We start from the raw sequence: 16,677 nt of genomic DNA on the forward strand, positions 1-16,677 counted from the left end.
GGCTAGATGGCGTTGCGCAGGCTGAGGTCTTCGGGATGCGGCTGCAGGTAGGCCTGCTGCGCGATGTAGGGATGCGGGTGGCGGGCGAAGTGGTGCTTGAGCAGGGTGAGCGGCACCACCAGCGGCACGATACCGGTGCGGTACTGCTCGATCAGGCGCTGCATCTCGGCCTTCTCGTCACGCCCCAGGGCGCCCTTCAGGTAACCGCTGATGTGCTGCAGCACGTTGCTGTGAGTACCCCGGGTGGCGCAGCGGCTGAGGCCCTTCATCAACTCGCTGAAGTAACGCGGTGCCAGTTCCTCGGGGTGGTGCTCGCCAATGCTGCCGAGCATCCGCCCGAGGGCGCGGTAGCGCGCGGGGTCGCTGGCCATCAGCTGGTACTTGTAGCGGGCGTGGAATTCGAGGATGCCGCGCCGGGTCAGCCCTTCGGCCAGCAGGGCGCGCCAATCGGCGTGGGCGTAGACGCGGGTGAGGAAGTTTTCCCGCAGCACCGGGTCGCACAGGCGGCCTTCTTCCTCCACCGGCAGGTCGGGGCGGGCGGCGCAGAAGGTCTCGGCGAACAGGCCGCGCCCGCCGCCTTCGGCGGGGTAGCCGTTGTCCTGGTAGACCTTGACGCGGTATAGGCCGCAGGAAGGTGACTTCTGCATGAAGATGAAGCCGTCCAGGTCGTCCAGGCGCTCGGCGGTCTGCCGGCCGTAGTCGCGCAAGGCATCGCTGACGTCACGCTCGTCGCGGCTGCCCACGGCGCGCGGGGCGGCGGGGTCGCCCACCAGGCGCAGGGTCGGGCGCGGCGTGCCGAGGCCGATGCCGACCTCCGGGCAGACGCGGACGAATTCCAGGTGGCGGGCGAGGAATTGGCTGCACAGGCGGGATTCCTTGTGCCCGCCATTGAAGCGGACTTCCTCGCCCATCAGGCAGGCGCTGATGCCGATCTTTGGGGGCTGGGCAGTGGGGGCGCTGGACATGCGGTGCCTCGGATGAACTTGTACAGGTTCTGTTGTTTGTACAACCTGTGTTCATCATAGGCGTGTCATTGTACAAATCAATAGCCTTGTACAACTTTTCCGGCGACCTGCCCGGGGTCGCCGGTGGGACGGTGTGCGACCGTCAGAGGTGTTCGAGCAGGCGGCGGGCGGCGTCCTGCCCGCTCAGCCAGGCGCCTTCCACGCGGCCGGAGCTGCACCAGTCGCCGCAGGCGTAGAGCCCCAGGTCGGCATCGGCCAGGGCGCCCCATTCGTGGGCCTGGGCCGGGCGCGCGTAGAGCCAGCGGTGGGCCAGGGTGAAGGCCGGCGACGATACGGCACAGCCGATCAGCTCGGCGAAGGCGCCGTAGAGCTGCTCGATCACCGCTTCCTTGGGCAGGTCCAGGTGCTGGCGGCTCCAGGCGCTGGTGGCGTGCAGCACCCAGGTGTCTTGGCTGTTGTCGCGACCGGGCTTGGTGCGGTTGCGCGCCACCCAGTCGAGCCCGCTGCCTTGCACGAAGCAGCCTTCGACGGGTGTCTCCAGCGGCTTCTCGAAGGCCAGGGCCACGGCCCAGGTGGGCTCCATGGCGACGCTGGCGGCGACCCCGGCGAGCTTGGGGGCGGCGGCCAGCAGGGTGGTGGCCTGGGGCGCGGGGGTGGCGATGATGACGTGGCTGAAGGGGCCGTGGCTCTGGCCCTCGGCGTCCTGCAGGCTCCAGTGCTGCTCGCCGCGGAACACCTCGGTGATGCGGCAGCTGAAGTTCACCGGCAGCGCCCCCATCAGGGCCCGGGTGATGGCGCTCATGCGTGGGGTACCGACCCAGCGCACCTGTTCGTCCGGGGAGGGCGAGAGGGTGCCGTTGCGGAAGTTGTAGAGGGTGGGCGTCCACTCGGCGACCCAGCCGCGGTCGCGCCATTGCTGGACGACTTCGGTGAAGCGGCGGTCACGGGCGGTGAAATACTGCGCGCCGAGGTCGAGCGAACCGGCGTCGCTGCGCTTGCTGGCCATACGACCGCCACTGCCGCGGCTCTTGTCGAAGAGCTGCACGGCGTGCCCGGCGGCATGCAGCGCCTGGGCGGCGGAAAGGCCCGCGAGGCCGGTTCCGATGATGGCGATGGGAGTGCTCATGGTTACCTCTTTACCTTGTGCTGTAGCGACTGCTGATCAGGTGTTCGATAAACCTATACACTTTTGTTGCGTTGTACAGGGCTATCGGTTCCAATTCGAGTGCCGCTCATAAAGGTGTGACCATGGCGGACTCAACCCGTGCCCTGTCTTGATTCAGACTAGGGCGATATCTCCACTTAGCACCATGCGAGGAGGATGCCATGCACATATTGCTGACCGGCGGTACTGGCCTGATCGGCCGTGAGCTCTGCCGGCTGTGGAGCGGGCAGGGCCACCAGGTCACCGTGCTCAGCCGCACGCCGCAGCGCGTGGCGGGGCTTTGCGGGCCCGTGGTGCGGGCCATCGGCAGCCTCGACGAATACGGTGACGGGCCCCTGGATGCACTGGTCAACATGGCCGGCGAACCGGTGGCCGGCGGGCTGTGGACGCGCAACCGCAAGGCGAAGATTCTCGACAGCCGGGTGGCCTTCACCGAGCGCCTGCTGGCCTGGCTGGAGACCCGCGAGCAACGCCCGGCGCTGCTGCTGTCCGGCTCGGCGGTGGGCTGGTATGGCGACGCCGGCGAGCGCGAGCTGCGCGAGGACGCGCCACCCGGCAACGGCGATTTTGCCAGCGCCCTGTGCATCGCCTGGGAAGAGACCGCGCAACGCGCCGAGGCACTGGGCATCCGCGTGGTGCTGTTGCGCACTGGCCTGGTGCTCGCGGCCCATGATGGTTTCCTCCGCGACATGCTCCGGGCATTCCGCCTCGGCCTCGGTGGCCGCCTGGGCAGTGGCCGCCAGTGGATGCCGTGGATTCACCTGCAGGATCAAATCGCCGCGATGGATTTTCTTTTGCGGCTGGAGGGGGCCAGTGGTCCCTATAATGCGTGCGCTCCGCACCCTGCGCGCAATTGTGATTTCACCCGGAGCCTGGGCCGCGCGCTGGGGCGGCCGGCCGTTCTGCCGGCGCCGACCTTCGCGTTGCGCCTGCTGCTGGGGGAGATGTCGATCCTCCTGCTGGGCGGCCAGCGCGCCGTGCCGGCGCGGCTGCTGGACGCCGGTTTCATCTTTCGTTTCACCGATCTGGATACGGCGCTCGCCGATGTGCTGAGGCCTAAGGACGTTGCATGACTGATCACGCGCTGCTGCTGGCCAACCTGGGCTCACCCGCTTCCACCTCGGTGGGGGACGTGCGTCGCTACCTCAACCAGTTCCTCATGGACCCCTACGTCATCGACCTGCCCTGGCCGCTGCGGCGCCTGCTGGTGTCGCTGATCCTGATCAGGCGCCCCGCGCAGTCGGCCCATGCCTACGCCTCCATCTGGTGGCCCGAAGGCTCGCCACTGGTCGCCCTCAGCCGCCGTTTGCAGACCGCCACCCAGCCATTCTGGCCCCATGGGCCGGTGGCCCTGGCGATGCGTTACGGCGAGCCCTCCATCGAGAACACCCTGCAGGAACTGGTGCGCCAGGGCGTCAAGCGCGTGACGCTGGCACCGCTCTACCCGCAGTTCGCCGACAGCACCACTACCACCGTCGAACAGGAGACGCGCCGGGTCATCGCCGCCCATGGCTTCAAGCTCCAGGTGCAGGTGCTCGACCCCTTCTACGACCAGCCCGAGTACCTCGATGCCCTGGTGGCCAGCGCCCGCCCGCACCTGGAACAGGGCTTCGATCACCTGCTGATGAGCTACCACGGGCTGCCCGAGCGTCACCTGCACAAGGCCGACACCAGTGGCAGCCACTGCCTGAAGGGCGCGGACTGCTGCCAGCGTGCCGAGGGCCAGGTGCTCGCCCGCTGCTACCGTGCCCAGTGCTACCGCACCAGCGAAGGCTTTGCCGCGCGCATGGGGCTGCAGCCGGGGCAGTGGTCGGTGTCCTTCCAGTCGCGCCTGGGGCGCGCCAAGTGGATCGAGCCCTACACCGAGAGCCGCCTCGACGAACTGGCGGCACAGGGGGTGAAGAAACTGCTGGTGATGTGCCCGGCCTTCGTCGCCGACTGCATCGAGACCCTGGAGGAGATCGGCGACCGCGGGCGCGAGCAGTTCATCGCCGCTGGCGGCGAGGACCTGGTACTGGTGCCCTGCATGAACGATCACCCGCAATGGGCCCAGGCACTGGCCAGCCTTTCCGGCAAGGCCCAGCGCCTGCTCTGAGCATCAGCCCGGGGACAGCCCGGGCATTCGCCTGGCCTATAAAGCCGCTGCTTCACCCCGCCTGCACCTAAGCTGGGCGCTTCTTCCACCGTCGTGCGCCGCACCGGCGGCGCCGAGGAGAGCCCATGCAGAACAACAACAATGGCTATCCCTCGGGCCTGCGAGCCTGGACCACCGTCGCCATCCTGATGGTGGCCTACGTGCTTTCCTTCATCGATCGGCAGATTCTCAACCTGCTGGTTGAGCCCATCCGCCGTGATCTGGTCATCAGCGATACGCAGATGAGCCTGCTGATGGGCCTGTCCTTCGCGCTGTTCTACACCGTCTGCGGCATCCCCCTCGGGCGCCTGGCCGATACCCGCAGCCGCCGCGGGCTGATCGCCATCGGCGTACTGTTCTGGAGCGCCGCCACCGCCGCCTGCGGCATGGCCAAGCTGTACTGGCAGTTCCTCGTCTGCCGCATCGGCGTGGGCGTGGGCGAGGCGGCATTGTCGCCGGCGGCCTATTCGCTGATCGCCGACAGCTTCCCCCAGGAGCGCCGCGCCACCGCCATCAGCGTGTATTCCATGGGCGTGTACCTCGGCTCGGGGCTGGCCTTCCTGCTCGGCGGGCTGGTGATCAAGTTCGCCTCGGCCCAGGGCGACGTGCACCTGCCGCTGCTGGGTGACGTGCGCCCCTGGCAATTGATCTTCCTCATCCTCGGCGGTGCTGGCGTGCTCTTCACCCTGCTGATGCTGGCGGTGCGCGAGCCGGCCCGGCGCGGCGTGGGCGCCGGTGTCGCGGTGCCTTTCTCTGAAGTGGGGCGCTACATCCGCGCCAACCGCCGCACCGTGCTCTGCCACAACTTCGGCTTCGCCGGCCTGGCTTTCGCCGGCTATGGCAGTGCGGCGTGGATACCCACCTTCTTCATCCGCACCTATGGCTGGGATGCCGGCCACGTGGGCGTGGTCTACGGCAGCATCGTCGCGGTGTTCGGCTGCCTCGGCATCGTCTTCGGCGGCCGCCTGGCGGACCGCATGGCCAGGCGCGGGCGCTGCGACGCCAACATGCGGGTCGGGCTCATCGCCGCGCTCGGCGCGCTGCCGCTGGTGCTGGTGTTCCCGCTGCTGGACAACGCCAACTGGGTGACCGTGCTGATGGCGCCGACCGTGTTCTTCCTCAGCATGCCCTTCGGCGTGGCGCCGGCGGCGATCCAGGAGATCATGCCCAACTCCATGCGTGGCCAGGCTTCGGCCATCTACCTGTTCGTCATCACCCTGATCGGCCTGGGCCTCGGCCCCACCGCCGTGGCTCTGGTGACCGACTACGTATTCGCCGACGACAAGGCGTTGCGCTACTCGCTGCTGATCGTCACCTCGCTGGCGGTGTTCAGCTCGGTGGTGCTGCTGTGGATGGGGCTCAAGCCCTACCGCGAAAGCATCGAGCGCCTGAAGCAGTGGGTGGCGCCGAGTTCGGTGCCGGGCGCCAAGCTGGTGGATGCCTGATCGATGGGTTTCGCTCCGCTCTACCCATCCTACGGAGGCTACCGAACGGGGTATGAGCCCGGAGAGCCTCGTCATCGATGACGCCACGCTGCCAATAAAAAGCCCCGCGATTGCGGGGCTTTTTTTGTGGCGCGGGGCTCAGATGTCCGGCGCGTCGTCCGCCGCCTTGTGCTTCCAGGCGTCGTGGCCGGGAAGGATCAGGTTGAGGGCGATGGCAACGATGGCGCAGAGGGCGATGCCCTTGAGGCCGAAGTCGTCCGGGCCGGTGCCGGTGCCGATCAGCACGCCGCCGATGCCGAACACCAGGGTCACCGAGACGATCACCAGGTTGCGCGCCTCGGCCAGGTCCACCTTGTGGCGGATCATGGTGTTCATGCCCACCGCGGCGATGGAGCCGAACAGCAGGCAGAGGATGCCGCCCATGACCGGCACCGGGATGCTCTGCAGGATGGCGCCGAACTTGCCGATGAAGGCCAGGCCGATGGCGAACAGCGCCGCCCAGGTCATGATCTTCGGGTTGTAGTTCTTGGTCAGCATCACCGCGCCGGTGACTTCGGCGTAGGTGGTGTTGGGCGGGCCGCCGAACAGGCCGGCGGCCGAGGTGGCCAGGCCGTCGCCCAGCAGGGTGCGGTGCAGGCCGGGGGTCTTCAGGTAGTTCTTGCCGGTGACGCTGCCCACCGCGATCACGCCGCCGATGTGCTCGATGGCCGGGGCCAGGGCCACGGGGACGATGAACAGGATGGCCTGCCAATTGAACTCGGGGGCGGTGAAGGCCGGCAGTTCCAGCCAGGGCGCCGCGAGGATCTTGGCGGTGTCGACCACGCCGAACCAGAACGACAGGGCGAAGCCCACCAGCACGCCGGAGATGATCGGCACCAGGCGGAAGATGCCCTTGCCGAACACCGCCACCACCAGGGTGGTCAGCAGCGCCGGCATGGAGATCCACATGGCGGTGGCGTAGGGGATCAGCTCGGTGCCGTCACCGGCCTTGCCCATGGCCATGTTGGCGGCGATGGGGGCCATGGCCAGGCCGATGGAGATGATCACCGGGCCGATCACCACCGGGGGCAGCAGGCGGTCGATGAAGCCGGTGCCTTTGATCTTCACCGCCAGGCCGAGGAAGGTGTAGACGAAGCCCGCCGCCACCACGCCGCCCATGGTCGCGGCCAGGCCGAACTGGCCCTTGGCGAGGATGATGGGGGTGATGAAGGCGAAGCTCGATGCCAGGAACACCGGCACCTGGCGACCGGTCACCAGTTGGAACAGCAGGGTGCCCATGCCGGCGGTGAACAGCGCCACGTTCGGGTCCAGACCGGTGATCAGCGGCATCAGCACCAGGGCGCCGAAGGCCACGAAGAGCATCTGCGCGCCAGAAAGTACCTGGCGCCACAGCGGTTCGTTGAATTCATCGCTCATGGATCAGGTGTCCTTCTGTTTGGTGCCGAAGATCTTGTCGCCGGCATCGCCCAGGCCCGGAATGATGTAGCCATGCTCGTTGAGCTTTTCGTCGATGGAGGCGGTGAAGATCATCACGTCCGGGTGGGCATCGTTGACCACCTTGATGCCTTCCGGCGCGGCCACCAGCACCATGGCGCGGATTTCCTTGCAGCCAGCACGCTTGAGCAGCTCGATGGTGGCGACCAGGGAGCCGCCGGTGGCCAGCATCGGGTCGATGATCAGCGCCAGGCGCTCGTCGATCTCGGGGGCCAGTTTCTCCAGGTAGGTGTGCGCTTCGAGGGTTTCCTCGTTGCGGGCCACGCCCACGGCGCTGACCTTGGCGCCCGGGATCAGGCTGAGCACGCCATCGAGCATGCCGATGCCGGCACGCAGGATGGGCACCACGGTGATCTTCTTGCCGGCGATCTTCTCCACCTGCACCGGGCCCGCCCAGCCGAGGATCTCGTAGTTTTCCAGGGGCAGGTCGTTGGTCGCCTCATAGGTGAGCAGGGCGCCCACTTCCTGGGCCAGTTCGCGGAAGTTCTTCGTACTGATGTCGGCGCGGCGCATCAGACCGATTTTGTGGCGGATCAGCGGGTGGCGGATCTCTCGGATAGGCATGGGGTGTTACTCCGGCGGGCTGGCAAAAAAATTGCGTTAGATTAAAGCATTGCCTGTGCCATGTCGTGACTGACTGGCCGGTCGCGCGACCTTTGGGGCGTTGCATGACGAGGCCTGCGGGGCTGCGACAAACTATCCTCGACACTCGTCCGGCAGGGCTTGCTCCCGGACAGACGGATGAGTACCTTTGCCGACTTTTATCTTGACGCCCCGATCAACTTCCCACGGGAAGCCAGGGCCAACGCCGCTCAAAAACAGAGGAAAAGCCATGCCCGCCGATCTCGCCCACATCCGCCAGGTAATGGCCGAAGCCGACTGCCTGTACACCGATGCCCAGGTCGAAGCCGCCATCGACCAGATCGCCGGCGCCATCAATGGCGAGCTGGCCGAGCGCAACCCCGTGGTCTTCTGCGTGATGAACGGCGGCCTGATCTTCGCCGGCAAGCTGCTGCCGAAGCTCGACTTCCCCCTGGAGCTGTCCTACCTGCACGCCACCCGCTACCGCAATGAAACCAGCGGCGGCGAGCTGTTCTGGAAGGCCAAGCCGGAAATCTCCTTCATCGACCGCGACGTGCTGATCATCGACGACATCCTCGACGAAGGGCACACCCTCGCGGCGATCATCGACTTCTGCAAACACGCCGGCGCCGCCCACGTGCACACCGCCGTGCTGATCGACAAGACCCACGACCGCAAGGCGCGCCCGGACCTCAAGGCCGACTACGTGGGCCTGCCCTGCGTGGACCGCTACATCTTCGGCTACGGCATGGACTACAAGGGCTACTGGCGCAACGCCGCCGGCATCTTCGCCGTCAAAGGGCTCTAAGCCCGTGGCTGTGCGCTTCCTCGACCAGGCCCTGTTCGCCGACCTGGCCGCAGGGGCCGCGGCCAGCCCGCGCCAGCGGCTGCACCACAACTTCCACGGCATGGAAGAGCCCTGCCACCGCATGGCGGTGGGGCTGCAACCCGGCACCTACATCGCCCCCCATCGCCACCTGTCCGCCGACAAGGCCGAGACCCTGCTGGTGCTCAAGGGCGCCCTGGGCCTGCTGCTGTTCAGCGAGGACGGTGCCGTGCAGCAGACCCGTGAGCTGCGTGCCGGGGGCGAGTGCGTCGGGGTCGATCTCACGCCCGGCCAGTTCCATGCCCTGGTGGTGCTGGAGGCCGACAGCCTGCTCTTCGAATGCAAGGCCGGCCCCTATCGCCCGTTGGTGGATGGGGAGTTCGCCCCTTGGGCGCCCCGCGAAGGCGAGGCCGCCGCCCTCGACTACCTGGCCTGGATGCGCGCTCAGTTCGGCTGAGGCTCCAGCCAGCGCAGGGCCTTGGCCCGCGCCTGTTCCAGATCACGCACATAGGCCAGGCGGCCGTCCTCGCGACGGATGCCGGCACGGCGCAGCTTCAGCCGCACCCGCGTCGTGGTGCCCACCAGCACCAGGCCGATCCCCTGCTTGTGGTAGTCGTTCAGCAGGTTCTCGATGGCCGCCAGTGCGGTCATGTCCAGCAGCGGTACCGCGCTGATTTCCACGATCACCACCTTCACCTGCGGGTTCAGCCGGCGCAGCACGCTCAGGGCCTTTTCCGCGGCGCCGAAGAACAGCGGGCCACGGATCACATAGGGCACCACCTGTTCCGGCAGGCCCTCCAGCGCCTGGCCGAGGTGCGCGGGCAGGGGCTGGGCGTCGGTGAGGTCGCTCATGCGCTTGATGAACAGGGCCGCCGCCAGCAGCAGGCCGACGCCCACCGCCAGCACCATGTCGAACAGCACCGTCAGCACCAGGCAGGTGAGCAGCACCAGCACGTCGTTGCGCGGGGCGATGCGCAGGGTGTGGGCGACGTGGCGGGCCTCGCTCATGTTCCACGCCACCATCAGCAGCAGCGCCGCCAGGGCGGCCATCGGCAGGTAGCTGAACAGCGGCGCCAGCAGCAGCATGGCCAGCAGCACCACCCCGGCGTGGATCACCGCCGCGATAGGCGACACGGCGCCGGCGCGGACGTTGGCGGCACTGCGGGCGATGGCGGCGGTGGCGGTGATACCACCGAACAGCGGCGCCACCAGGTTGCCCAGGCCCTGGCCGAGCAGTTCGGCGTTGGGGTCGTGGCGGGTGCCGGTCATGCCGTCGGAAACCACGGCGCAGAGCAGCGACTCGATGGCGCCCAGCATGGCGATGGCGAAGGCCGGGGCGAGCAACTGACGCACCAGCTCGAAGGACATCACCAGCGGCGCGCCACTGGCGCCCGGCAACTCCCAGGGCCACGCGAAGCTCGGCAGGAAGGGCGGGATGCCGGGGTGCACCATGCCATCGAGTTCATAGGTGAAGCGCTCGCCGAGGGTCGCCACCGGCAGGCCCAGGTAATCCAGGGCCAGGCCCAGCAGGGCGCCGACCGCCAGGGCCACCAGGTGTCCCGGCACCTTGGGCACCAGGCGCGGCCACAACAGCAGAACCGCGAGGCAGGCCAGCGCCACCAGCGCGTCGCCCAGGTGTGCACTTGGCAGTGCCTGGGCCAGCAGGCCAAGCTGCTCGACGTAGTTCTGTGGCGGGTGGGCCAGCTCCAGGCCGAACACGTCCTTGATCTGCAGGGTGGCGATGACGATGCCGATGCCGGCGGTGAAGCCCAGGGTCACCGGGTAGGGGATGAACTGGATCAGCCGGCCGAAGCGCGCCAGGCCCATGGCGAGGAGGATCATCCCGGCCATCATGGTGCACAGCAGCAGGCCACCGAGGCCGAATTGCTGGGTGATGGGCAGGAGGATGACCACGAAGGCGGCGGTGGGGCCGGAGACGTTGAAGCGCGAGCCGCCGCTGAGGGCGATCAGCGGGGCGGCCACCAGCACCGTATAGAGGCCATGCTGCGGCGCGACCCCGACGGCGATGGCCAGCGCCATGGCCAGCGGGATGGCGACGATGCCCACCGTCAGGCCGGCGCCCAGGTCGCTGCGCAGGGATTTCCAGGAATAGCCGCTGCGCAGGCTCTGGCGCAGGGCAGCGAACAGTGGCGGCATGGGTAATGACATGGCGACTCCTCGGCGGAAGGCACCGATTATAGGGGCTGCGTGGCGCTTGCCACCTTGACCTGAGTCCAATGACTACAGGCCAAGGGCCCATGCTAGAGTGCTGCGCTCGTTTCTGCCGGGAGTTGCCGATGTCTCGCCGTACCCGCTTCGCTGCCATCCTCCTGCTCGCCGCCAGCCTGCCCCTGGCCGCCGCCCCGAGCGGGGCCCCGAAGGGGGCGACCACACTCCTGCAGACCGACTTCCTGCCCCCCGACGAACAGGGCCTGCGCCAGGAGCAGCCCGAGCAGCAACTGGTGGTGAAGGTGGTCAGCTACCGCGTCACCCTGGGCAACCAGCGCCAATCCAACCAGCAGCCGATCCCCATCACCACGCCGATGCTGATCCAGCTGCGCGCCGCACCCGTGGGCAAGACGACCGGCAAGGGGTCGGAAGCGGTCGATGTGCAGATCGACTTCGAGGCCGACGGCAAGAGCCTGAAGAAGGCGACCTACGACGAAGCCACCCGCAAACTGACGCTGCACTACCCGCAGGCCCAGTACCGCGCGGTGCTCGATCTGCTGCGCAGCGGCACGGTGTTCTGCCAGTTCGCCGCCTACCCCAACGGCCATGTCTGGGCCGACCTGCACCTGGGGCCCGTACGCCTGCGTTGAGCGGCATCGGCCTGCGGGGGTAAACTTCGGGCCCCGTGTGTTCCGGCCAGAGAGTAGTGAGCGATGCGCAAAGACAAGAAGCAGGTGATCGGCGAAGAAATCAGCGAGGACTCGATCAAGCTGTTCCTCACGGTGGAGCCGGCCGATGCGACGCCGCCGTCCCTGCACAAGCTGGTCAAGGCCTATCGCGGCCTGCGCATCGATGACTTCGAACGCTTCCTGCAGTTCTTCCTCGAGGCCGGCTACGACCTCGGCGCCAAGGACGAGCAGGGCAATGATTTCGTCGCCCTGATCAAGGATCAGCGCCTGGCCGAACCCTATATCGAGGCCGTTCAGGCCGCCCGGGGCTGACCCGAGTTATCCACAGGAACCCGCCTTCGAGCGGGTTTCTGCTTTTCTGGGCCTGGCAAAAACAGTGACCCAACGCACGAACGAGGAGGTGCACATGAGCAAGGAAGACGCATCGCAACGCTGGCAGCAGAAGACCATCGCCTACGCCCGCGCGATTAACGCCTATGTCGAGAAGGGCCTGCGCGAGGGTTGGGACAACGCGGGCAAGGAGCCCAGTTCCGCCGGGCGCGAGAAGCTGGTTCCCGCGCTGCTGGAAGCCTTGCGCGAGGCCAACCGCAGTGGCCACCTGGAAGGGCTGCAGGAAGCCTGGCCACCGGCCCATGCGCCGCTGCACGAGGTGCTCGACGAACAGGGCCAGGCCATTCCCATGCTCGCGCTGCTGGATGATGGCTCCATCGTCGCGCGCATCGGCGCCACCTGGGAGCCGGGACACGTGGTGCGCATCGTCGGTGATCGGGTCGAGGATGTACCGGGCCTGGCGTTCTTCGGCGCCTGCCCCAATCGACGTTTCTACGCCCTGGCGCGGGAGACGGGCGTGGAGGTGCGGGATGGCTGGGACGGCCCGGTGGTGCTGCACTGCCCCTGGCCGCTGGGCACCGAGGATGCGCCCGAGGGCGTGGAGCTGGAAACCTTCGCCGAGACGCCGCGCCCCACGCGCCTGCAACCCTTCCCGGACGGGCGCCGGGTGCTGCTGGTGAGCGGCTCGGGCATCTTCGTGCTGGCCCCGGAAGGCGCGCGCCGCCTGTACCCGGACAACGCCTCCCTCAAGGAATACGCCGAGGCTACCGACTACGAGCCGCCGTACTCCACGGGCCTGAGCATGGAGCACGGCGCGGTGTCGGCGGATGGTCGCTGGATCGCCGTGGGCGGCCAGGACGGTCGCCATCACCTGTTCGACGCCGACCTGCAGCCGGTGGCGGCCATCGGGCCCCATGGCGAGTACCCGCATTACGCCCTGTTCAGTGGCGATGGCCGCAGCGTCGCTTTCAACGCCTGCCACTTCTACAACGGCGGCACCCTAGCCGTGGACCTCGCCCAGGCACCGGGCCTGGATTCGGACTACTACGAGGAGGTGGAGGGCGTGACCCTGGTGGAGGAGGGCGCGCGCGTCTACGCCGGTGCCTCCCTGGGCGATCGCTTCATCCTCGGCGACGCCTACGGCTACCTGCGTTGCGTCGATGCCACGGGCGAGCCTATCTGGCAGCACTTCCTCGGTTCGACCCTGTGCGCCATCGACCTCTCCGCCGATGGCCGCACCCTGGTGGCGTCCAGCTACGCCGGCATCATCGCCATCATCGACCTGGAGGCTGGCCGCCCGGAGTGGCAGATCGGCACCGGTGAGCACCGCGAGCGTCGCCGCTGGCTGTTCTGGAAGGGCGAGGAAACGCCGCTGGCGTGGTGATCGGCGCGAAGACCATTGCTCTGCATGATGGGTTTCGCTCCGCTCTACCCATCCTGCGGGCTGGCTCTGCCCCAGAACGAAAAAACCGCCCCGAGGGGCGGTTCTTTCATGGCGCTGAAGCTCAGCCCGCAGTGGCGGCGCTGGCTTCGGCCGGCTTGGCGGTGGCGATGCCCAGGCGCGCATCGCAGTGCTGGCTGACGCGGTGGTACAGCTCGGCGTCGGTCTCCAGCTCTTTCTCGCGAGCGGGGAAGATCTCCTTCAGCTTGGCGCTCCACTCGGCCGAGCGGGCCTGCTCGGCGAAGCAGCGTTCGATCAGGTTGAGCATGATCGAAACGGTCACCGAAGCACCCGGGGATGCGCCGAGCAGGGCGGCGATACTGCCGTCCTCCGCGGCCACCAGTTCGGTGCCGAACTGCAGGATGCCGCCTTTCTTGGCGTCCTTCTTGATGATCTGCACGCGTTGGCCGGCCACCTCCAGGCGCCAGTCGGCCGGGTCGAGTTCCGGGTAGAACTTGCGCAGGGCATCCAGGCGCTGTTCCTGGGACTGCATCACTTCCTTGATCAGGTAGCGGGTCAGGTCCATGTTGTCGCGCGCCACGGCCAGCATCGGGCCGAGGTTGCTCGGGCGTACCGACAGCGGCAGGTCGAGGAACGAGCCGTGCTTGAGGAACTTGGTGGTGAAGCCGGCATAAGGCCCGAACAGCAGGGACTTCTTGCCGTCGACCACGCGGGTGTCCAGGTGCGGCACGGACATCGGCGGGGCGCCCACTTCGGCCTGGCTGTAGACCTTGGCCTGGTGGTGCTTGACCACGTCGGGGTTGTCGCAGCGCAGCCACTGGCCGCTGACCGGGAAGCCACCGAAGCCCTTGCCTTCCGGAATGCCCGACAGCTGCAGCAGCGGCAGCGCGCCGCCACCGGCACCGAGGAACACGAAGCGCGCGGCGACTTCGCGGTTGGCACCGCTCTGGGTGTTCTTGATGCTGACCTTCCAGCCGTCATCGGTACGCTTGAGGTCGGTGACCTTCTGGAAGTAGCTGACGCGGGTATCCGCCTGGGTGGCGAGGTACTGCAGCAACTGGTTGGTCAGGGCGCCGAAGTTGACGTCTGTGCCGTTGGCCGCGCGGGTGGCGGCGACCGCTTCGTCCGCAGGGCGGCCGGGCATCATCAGCGGCATCCATTCGGCCAGGGTGGCTCGGTCTTCCGAGTACTCCATGTGGGCGAACGCGTGGTGCTTGGTGATGGCTTCGAAGCGCGTCTTGAGGAAGGGGATGTCCTTGCCGCGCACGAAGGACAGGTGCGGCACGGAGTTGATGAAGTCACGGGGCGAACCGAAGCCTTCCTTGTCGCTCAGGTAGGACCAGAACTGCTTGGAGACTTCGAACTGGGTGTTGATCAGTACCGCTTTCTTGATGTCGATGGAACCATCGGCGGCCTGGGGGGTGTAGTTCAGCTCGCACAGGCCGGCATGGCCGGTACCCGCATTGTTCCAGGGGTTGGAGCTCTCGATGGCACCGGATTCGCGGAGCTCCGCGATTTCCAGCTTGATGCCTGGATCGAGTTCCTTCAGCAGGACCGCCAGTGTGGCGCTCATGATGCCGGCCCCGACCAGCAACACGTCCACTGCTTGGTAATCGTCTTGCGCCATTTGCTCGCCACTCTCTCGTGAAGTAGTGAAAAACCGTCATCTCACGCTCTTTTGGAGACGTGAACCTCAAAAGATCGCCTACCGGGGGCAGGCCGCTTCCATCAGCGCGGGTGGCGCTGCGTCCATGCAAAAGGATTTGCACGTCGGGCGGAAGGTGCGGCAGGCCAGTGATGGCAGCGAAAGTGGACGGCTCTCTGTGGGGCTGTGCGGGTGCCAAGCGAAGGCTCGGCCGGTGTTGCGAGGCCCGATCAGGAGACGACCTTATAATCGGGGGGCGATTGTAGCGAAGAAATAGGAGGAATTGAGCGTTTGTACGTGACTTTTATTCATCCATCGGTCAGGCCGCCAACGCTCGCGCGCCGCGTGACTGCTGGACGACCTGCTGGATGAGCGCGGAGGCGGGCAGTTGCTGGCCGATCCACGACAGGCGCTGTTCGCGGACCTGCACCCATCGGCCCCGCGCGGGCGCCTCGGCAGCCTGGTGGAAGCCACGGCACAGGCCCTTGTCGTCGAGCAGGGCGAAGCAGCGGATCTTGGCGCGAGGGGCGAACAGGGACCAGATGAACATCATCACGGCTTTCTCCTTGGGTATGCCGCTTTATCCCATCCCTGCGTGACAGGGGCATTACAGGAACCCGCCGGGCCTCCCAACGGTCTCATTCCAGGCCACTGATGGCGCTCTGTCAGTAGGCGTGCCGGCTGGTTATACTCCCGGCCTTCCGCGTCCAACCTGGAGAAACAAGCATGCTGAATCGCGCGTTGCTCGGCCTGCTGGCCGGCCTCAGCCTGACCCTGGTCGGCTGTGCCCTCAGCCCGCAACAACTCAGCCCGCAACCCAAGCTCACCGGCCCGCTCACGCCCGTCGGCCAGGGCCAGCCGGTAGTGGTTCGTGTCGCCGATGGGCGCTCCTCGCCGGTGCTCGGCACCCGTGGCGGCCTCTATGCGGACACCAGCAACATCACCGTTCAGGGCCAGGACATCCTGCCGCGCCTGCAGACCGAAGCCGAAGCCGCCGTGCGCCTCCTGGGCTTCACGCCGTCGCCCAACGCCTTCAACGCCCCGCAGCTGACCCTGACCCTGGCCGACCTGAAGTACCAGTCGCCCAAGGAAGGCGTCTACGTGACCAAGGCTGACATCAGCGCCACCTTCCGTGTCGACGTGCAGAACGCCAGCCGTCGCTACAGCGGCCGTTACAGCGCCTCCCTGGCCCAGCAGTTTGGCACCGCGCCGAACCAGGAAACCAATACCAAGCTGGTATCCGGTGTGCTCAGCGACGCCCTGACCCGCGCCTTCAAGGACCCGACCATCGGGCAGATGCTGGCGCAGTAAGGCTGCACCGCTGCGAACGAGCCCGGCCCCCGTGCCGGGCTTTTTCTTGCCTGCGCGATTCGTCGGAAACGCCGCAGGGGAGCGGGGCGCTCGGGTAGACTCGCCGCCGAATCCGGATGGCCCGCTCCCCGCGCGGCCGCATTTCCACCTCGCAGGCCGCGCCTGCTCGGAGTTGAAGATGTCCCTGCAGGACCTCTGGTCTGTCTACCTCGCCCATCCCCACCAGGTGGTCAACGCCCTGGCGCTGTTCTTCGCCCTGGTCGGTTCCTGGCTGCTGGTCGCCACCCGCCTGCGTGAGCAGCGCGTCGCCGGGCGCCTGGCCGCCGACAGCGAAGTGGAAGGGATGGCGCAACCGGCGCTGATGCAGGACGAGACCACCCGGCGGCTGAACCGCTTCTTCTACGCCTTCGGCTATTTCAGCCTGGCCGTGGCCCTTGGCGTGTCCTGGGCCAGTACCCAGCTCTGAGCGATCCCGGCGCTGCCGGTGACCGGCTGGACATGAAAACGGCGACCCGAGGGT

Annotated in this window: 17 protein-coding genes; 10 read left to right on the top strand and 7 right to left on the bottom strand. The window is 67.4% G+C overall.

Features of this window, described 5'->3' with window-relative positions; all coding sequences use genetic code 11:
• Positions 1-2: 2 nt before the first annotated feature.
• Both RTW82_RS22130 and RTW82_RS22135 read right to left on the bottom strand, forming a co-directional pair.
• Positions 3-965, bottom strand: a complete 963-nt coding sequence (locus RTW82_RS22130; RefSeq protein WP_271659004.1) for a YbgA family protein — start codon at positions 963-965, stop codon at positions 3-5.
• Positions 966-1,107: 142 nt separating this feature from the next.
• Positions 1,108-2,091 carry an NAD(P)/FAD-dependent oxidoreductase gene (locus tag RTW82_RS22135; protein WP_316926500.1) on the bottom strand — a complete coding sequence of 328 codons (984 nt, stop codon included), beginning with the start codon at positions 2,089-2,091 and terminating at the stop codon, positions 1,108-1,110.
• 200 nt (positions 2,092-2,291) lie between these two features.
• On the opposite strand from RTW82_RS22135, the gene RTW82_RS22140 reads away from it, so the two are divergent.
• The 3 genes from RTW82_RS22140 to RTW82_RS22150 all read left to right on the top strand — a co-directional run bounded on the left by RTW82_RS22140 (position 2,292) and on the right by RTW82_RS22150 (position 5,709).
• The gene (locus RTW82_RS22140; protein ID WP_316926501.1) at positions 2,292-3,203 is read left to right on the top strand and encodes a TIGR01777 family oxidoreductase; all 912 of its coding nucleotides are present in this window, start codon (positions 2,292-2,294) and stop codon (positions 3,201-3,203) included.
• Positions 3,200-4,225 (top strand): ferrochelatase, encoded by a 1,026-nt coding sequence (gene hemH, locus RTW82_RS22145; protein WP_316926502.1) that lies wholly within the window; start codon positions 3,200-3,202, stop codon positions 4,223-4,225. The genes RTW82_RS22140 and hemH overlap by 4 nt, the downstream gene beginning before the upstream one ends.
• Before the next feature lie 125 nt (positions 4,226-4,350).
• Positions 4,351-5,709, top strand: a complete 1,359-nt coding sequence (locus RTW82_RS22150) for an MFS transporter (protein ID WP_316926503.1) — start codon at positions 4,351-4,353, stop codon at positions 5,707-5,709.
• Positions 5,710-5,847: 138 nt separating this feature from the next.
• On the opposite strand, the gene RTW82_RS22155 is transcribed toward RTW82_RS22150, so the two are convergent.
• Complete coding sequence (locus tag RTW82_RS22155) at positions 5,848-7,125, bottom strand: uracil-xanthine permease family protein (RefSeq protein WP_316926504.1); 1,278 nt, start codon at positions 7,123-7,125, stop codon at positions 5,848-5,850.
• A 3-nt stretch (positions 7,126-7,128) separates the two neighbouring features.
• Positions 7,129-7,767, bottom strand: coding sequence for a uracil phosphoribosyltransferase (upp, locus tag RTW82_RS22160; RefSeq protein WP_263402655.1), 639 nt, complete (start codon positions 7,765-7,767; stop codon positions 7,129-7,131).
• Between the two features lie 268 nt (positions 7,768-8,035).
• Here upp and RTW82_RS22165 point away from each other — a divergent pair, with 268 nt between their 5' ends.
• Both RTW82_RS22165 and RTW82_RS22170 read left to right on the top strand, forming a co-directional pair.
• Complete coding sequence (locus tag RTW82_RS22165) at positions 8,036-8,593, top strand: hypoxanthine-guanine phosphoribosyltransferase (protein ID WP_021222255.1); 558 nt, start codon at positions 8,036-8,038, stop codon at positions 8,591-8,593.
• Positions 8,594-8,597: 4 nt separating this feature from the next.
• On the top strand, positions 8,598-9,068 hold the full coding sequence (locus RTW82_RS22170) for a WbuC family cupin fold metalloprotein (RefSeq protein WP_316926505.1): 471 nt from the start codon (positions 8,598-8,600) through the stop codon (positions 9,066-9,068).
• Here the strand turns inward: RTW82_RS22170 and dauA are convergent.
• Complete coding sequence (gene dauA, locus RTW82_RS22175) at positions 9,056-10,780, bottom strand: C4-dicarboxylic acid transporter DauA (protein WP_316926506.1); 1,725 nt, start codon at positions 10,778-10,780, stop codon at positions 9,056-9,058. The genes RTW82_RS22170 and dauA overlap by 13 nt on opposite strands.
• Before the next feature lie 128 nt (positions 10,781-10,908).
• On the opposite strand from dauA, the gene RTW82_RS22180 reads away from it, so the two are divergent.
• The 3 genes from RTW82_RS22180 (at position 10,909) to RTW82_RS22190 (ending at position 13,183) form a co-directional block, all read left to right on the top strand.
• A complete protein-coding gene (locus tag RTW82_RS22180) occupies positions 10,909-11,430 on the top strand; it encodes a hypothetical protein (protein ID WP_316926507.1) in 522 nt (173 codons plus the stop codon).
• A gap of 63 nt (positions 11,431-11,493) precedes the next feature.
• Positions 11,494-11,781, top strand: coding sequence for a PA4642 family protein (locus tag RTW82_RS22185; protein ID WP_316926508.1), 288 nt, complete (start codon positions 11,494-11,496; stop codon positions 11,779-11,781).
• 94 nt (positions 11,782-11,875) lie between these two features.
• A complete protein-coding gene (locus tag RTW82_RS22190) occupies positions 11,876-13,183 on the top strand; it encodes a WD40 repeat domain-containing protein (protein WP_316926509.1) in 1,308 nt (435 codons plus the stop codon).
• A 121-nt stretch (positions 13,184-13,304) separates the two neighbouring features.
• Here the strand turns inward: RTW82_RS22190 and mqo are convergent, their stop codons facing one another.
• On the bottom strand, positions 13,305-14,828 hold the full coding sequence (gene mqo, locus RTW82_RS22195) for a malate dehydrogenase (quinone) (protein ID WP_021222261.1): 1,524 nt from the start codon (positions 14,826-14,828) through the stop codon (positions 13,305-13,307).
• A 337-nt stretch (positions 14,829-15,165) separates the two neighbouring features.
• Positions 15,166-15,399 carry a hypothetical protein gene (locus RTW82_RS22200; RefSeq protein WP_021222262.1) on the bottom strand — a complete coding sequence of 78 codons (234 nt, stop codon included), beginning with the start codon at positions 15,397-15,399 and terminating at the stop codon, positions 15,166-15,168.
• A gap of 173 nt (positions 15,400-15,572) precedes the next feature.
• Here RTW82_RS22200 and RTW82_RS22205 point away from each other — a divergent pair, with 173 nt between their 5' ends.
• Together RTW82_RS22205 and RTW82_RS22210 are read left to right on the top strand one after the other, a co-directional pair.
• Positions 15,573-16,157 (top strand): YajG family lipoprotein, encoded by a 585-nt coding sequence (locus RTW82_RS22205; RefSeq protein ID WP_021222263.1) that lies wholly within the window; start codon positions 15,573-15,575, stop codon positions 16,155-16,157.
• Between the two features lie 178 nt (positions 16,158-16,335).
• Positions 16,336-16,623, top strand: a complete 288-nt coding sequence (locus RTW82_RS22210; RefSeq protein WP_184487388.1) for a hypothetical protein — start codon at positions 16,336-16,338, stop codon at positions 16,621-16,623.
• Positions 16,624-16,677: the final 54 nt, after the last annotated feature.

This window comes from Pseudomonas sp. zfem005, from assembly GCF_032621735.1.
In the GTDB taxonomy this organism is placed as follows: Bacteria; Pseudomonadota; Gammaproteobacteria; order Pseudomonadales; family Pseudomonadaceae; genus Metapseudomonas; species Metapseudomonas solani.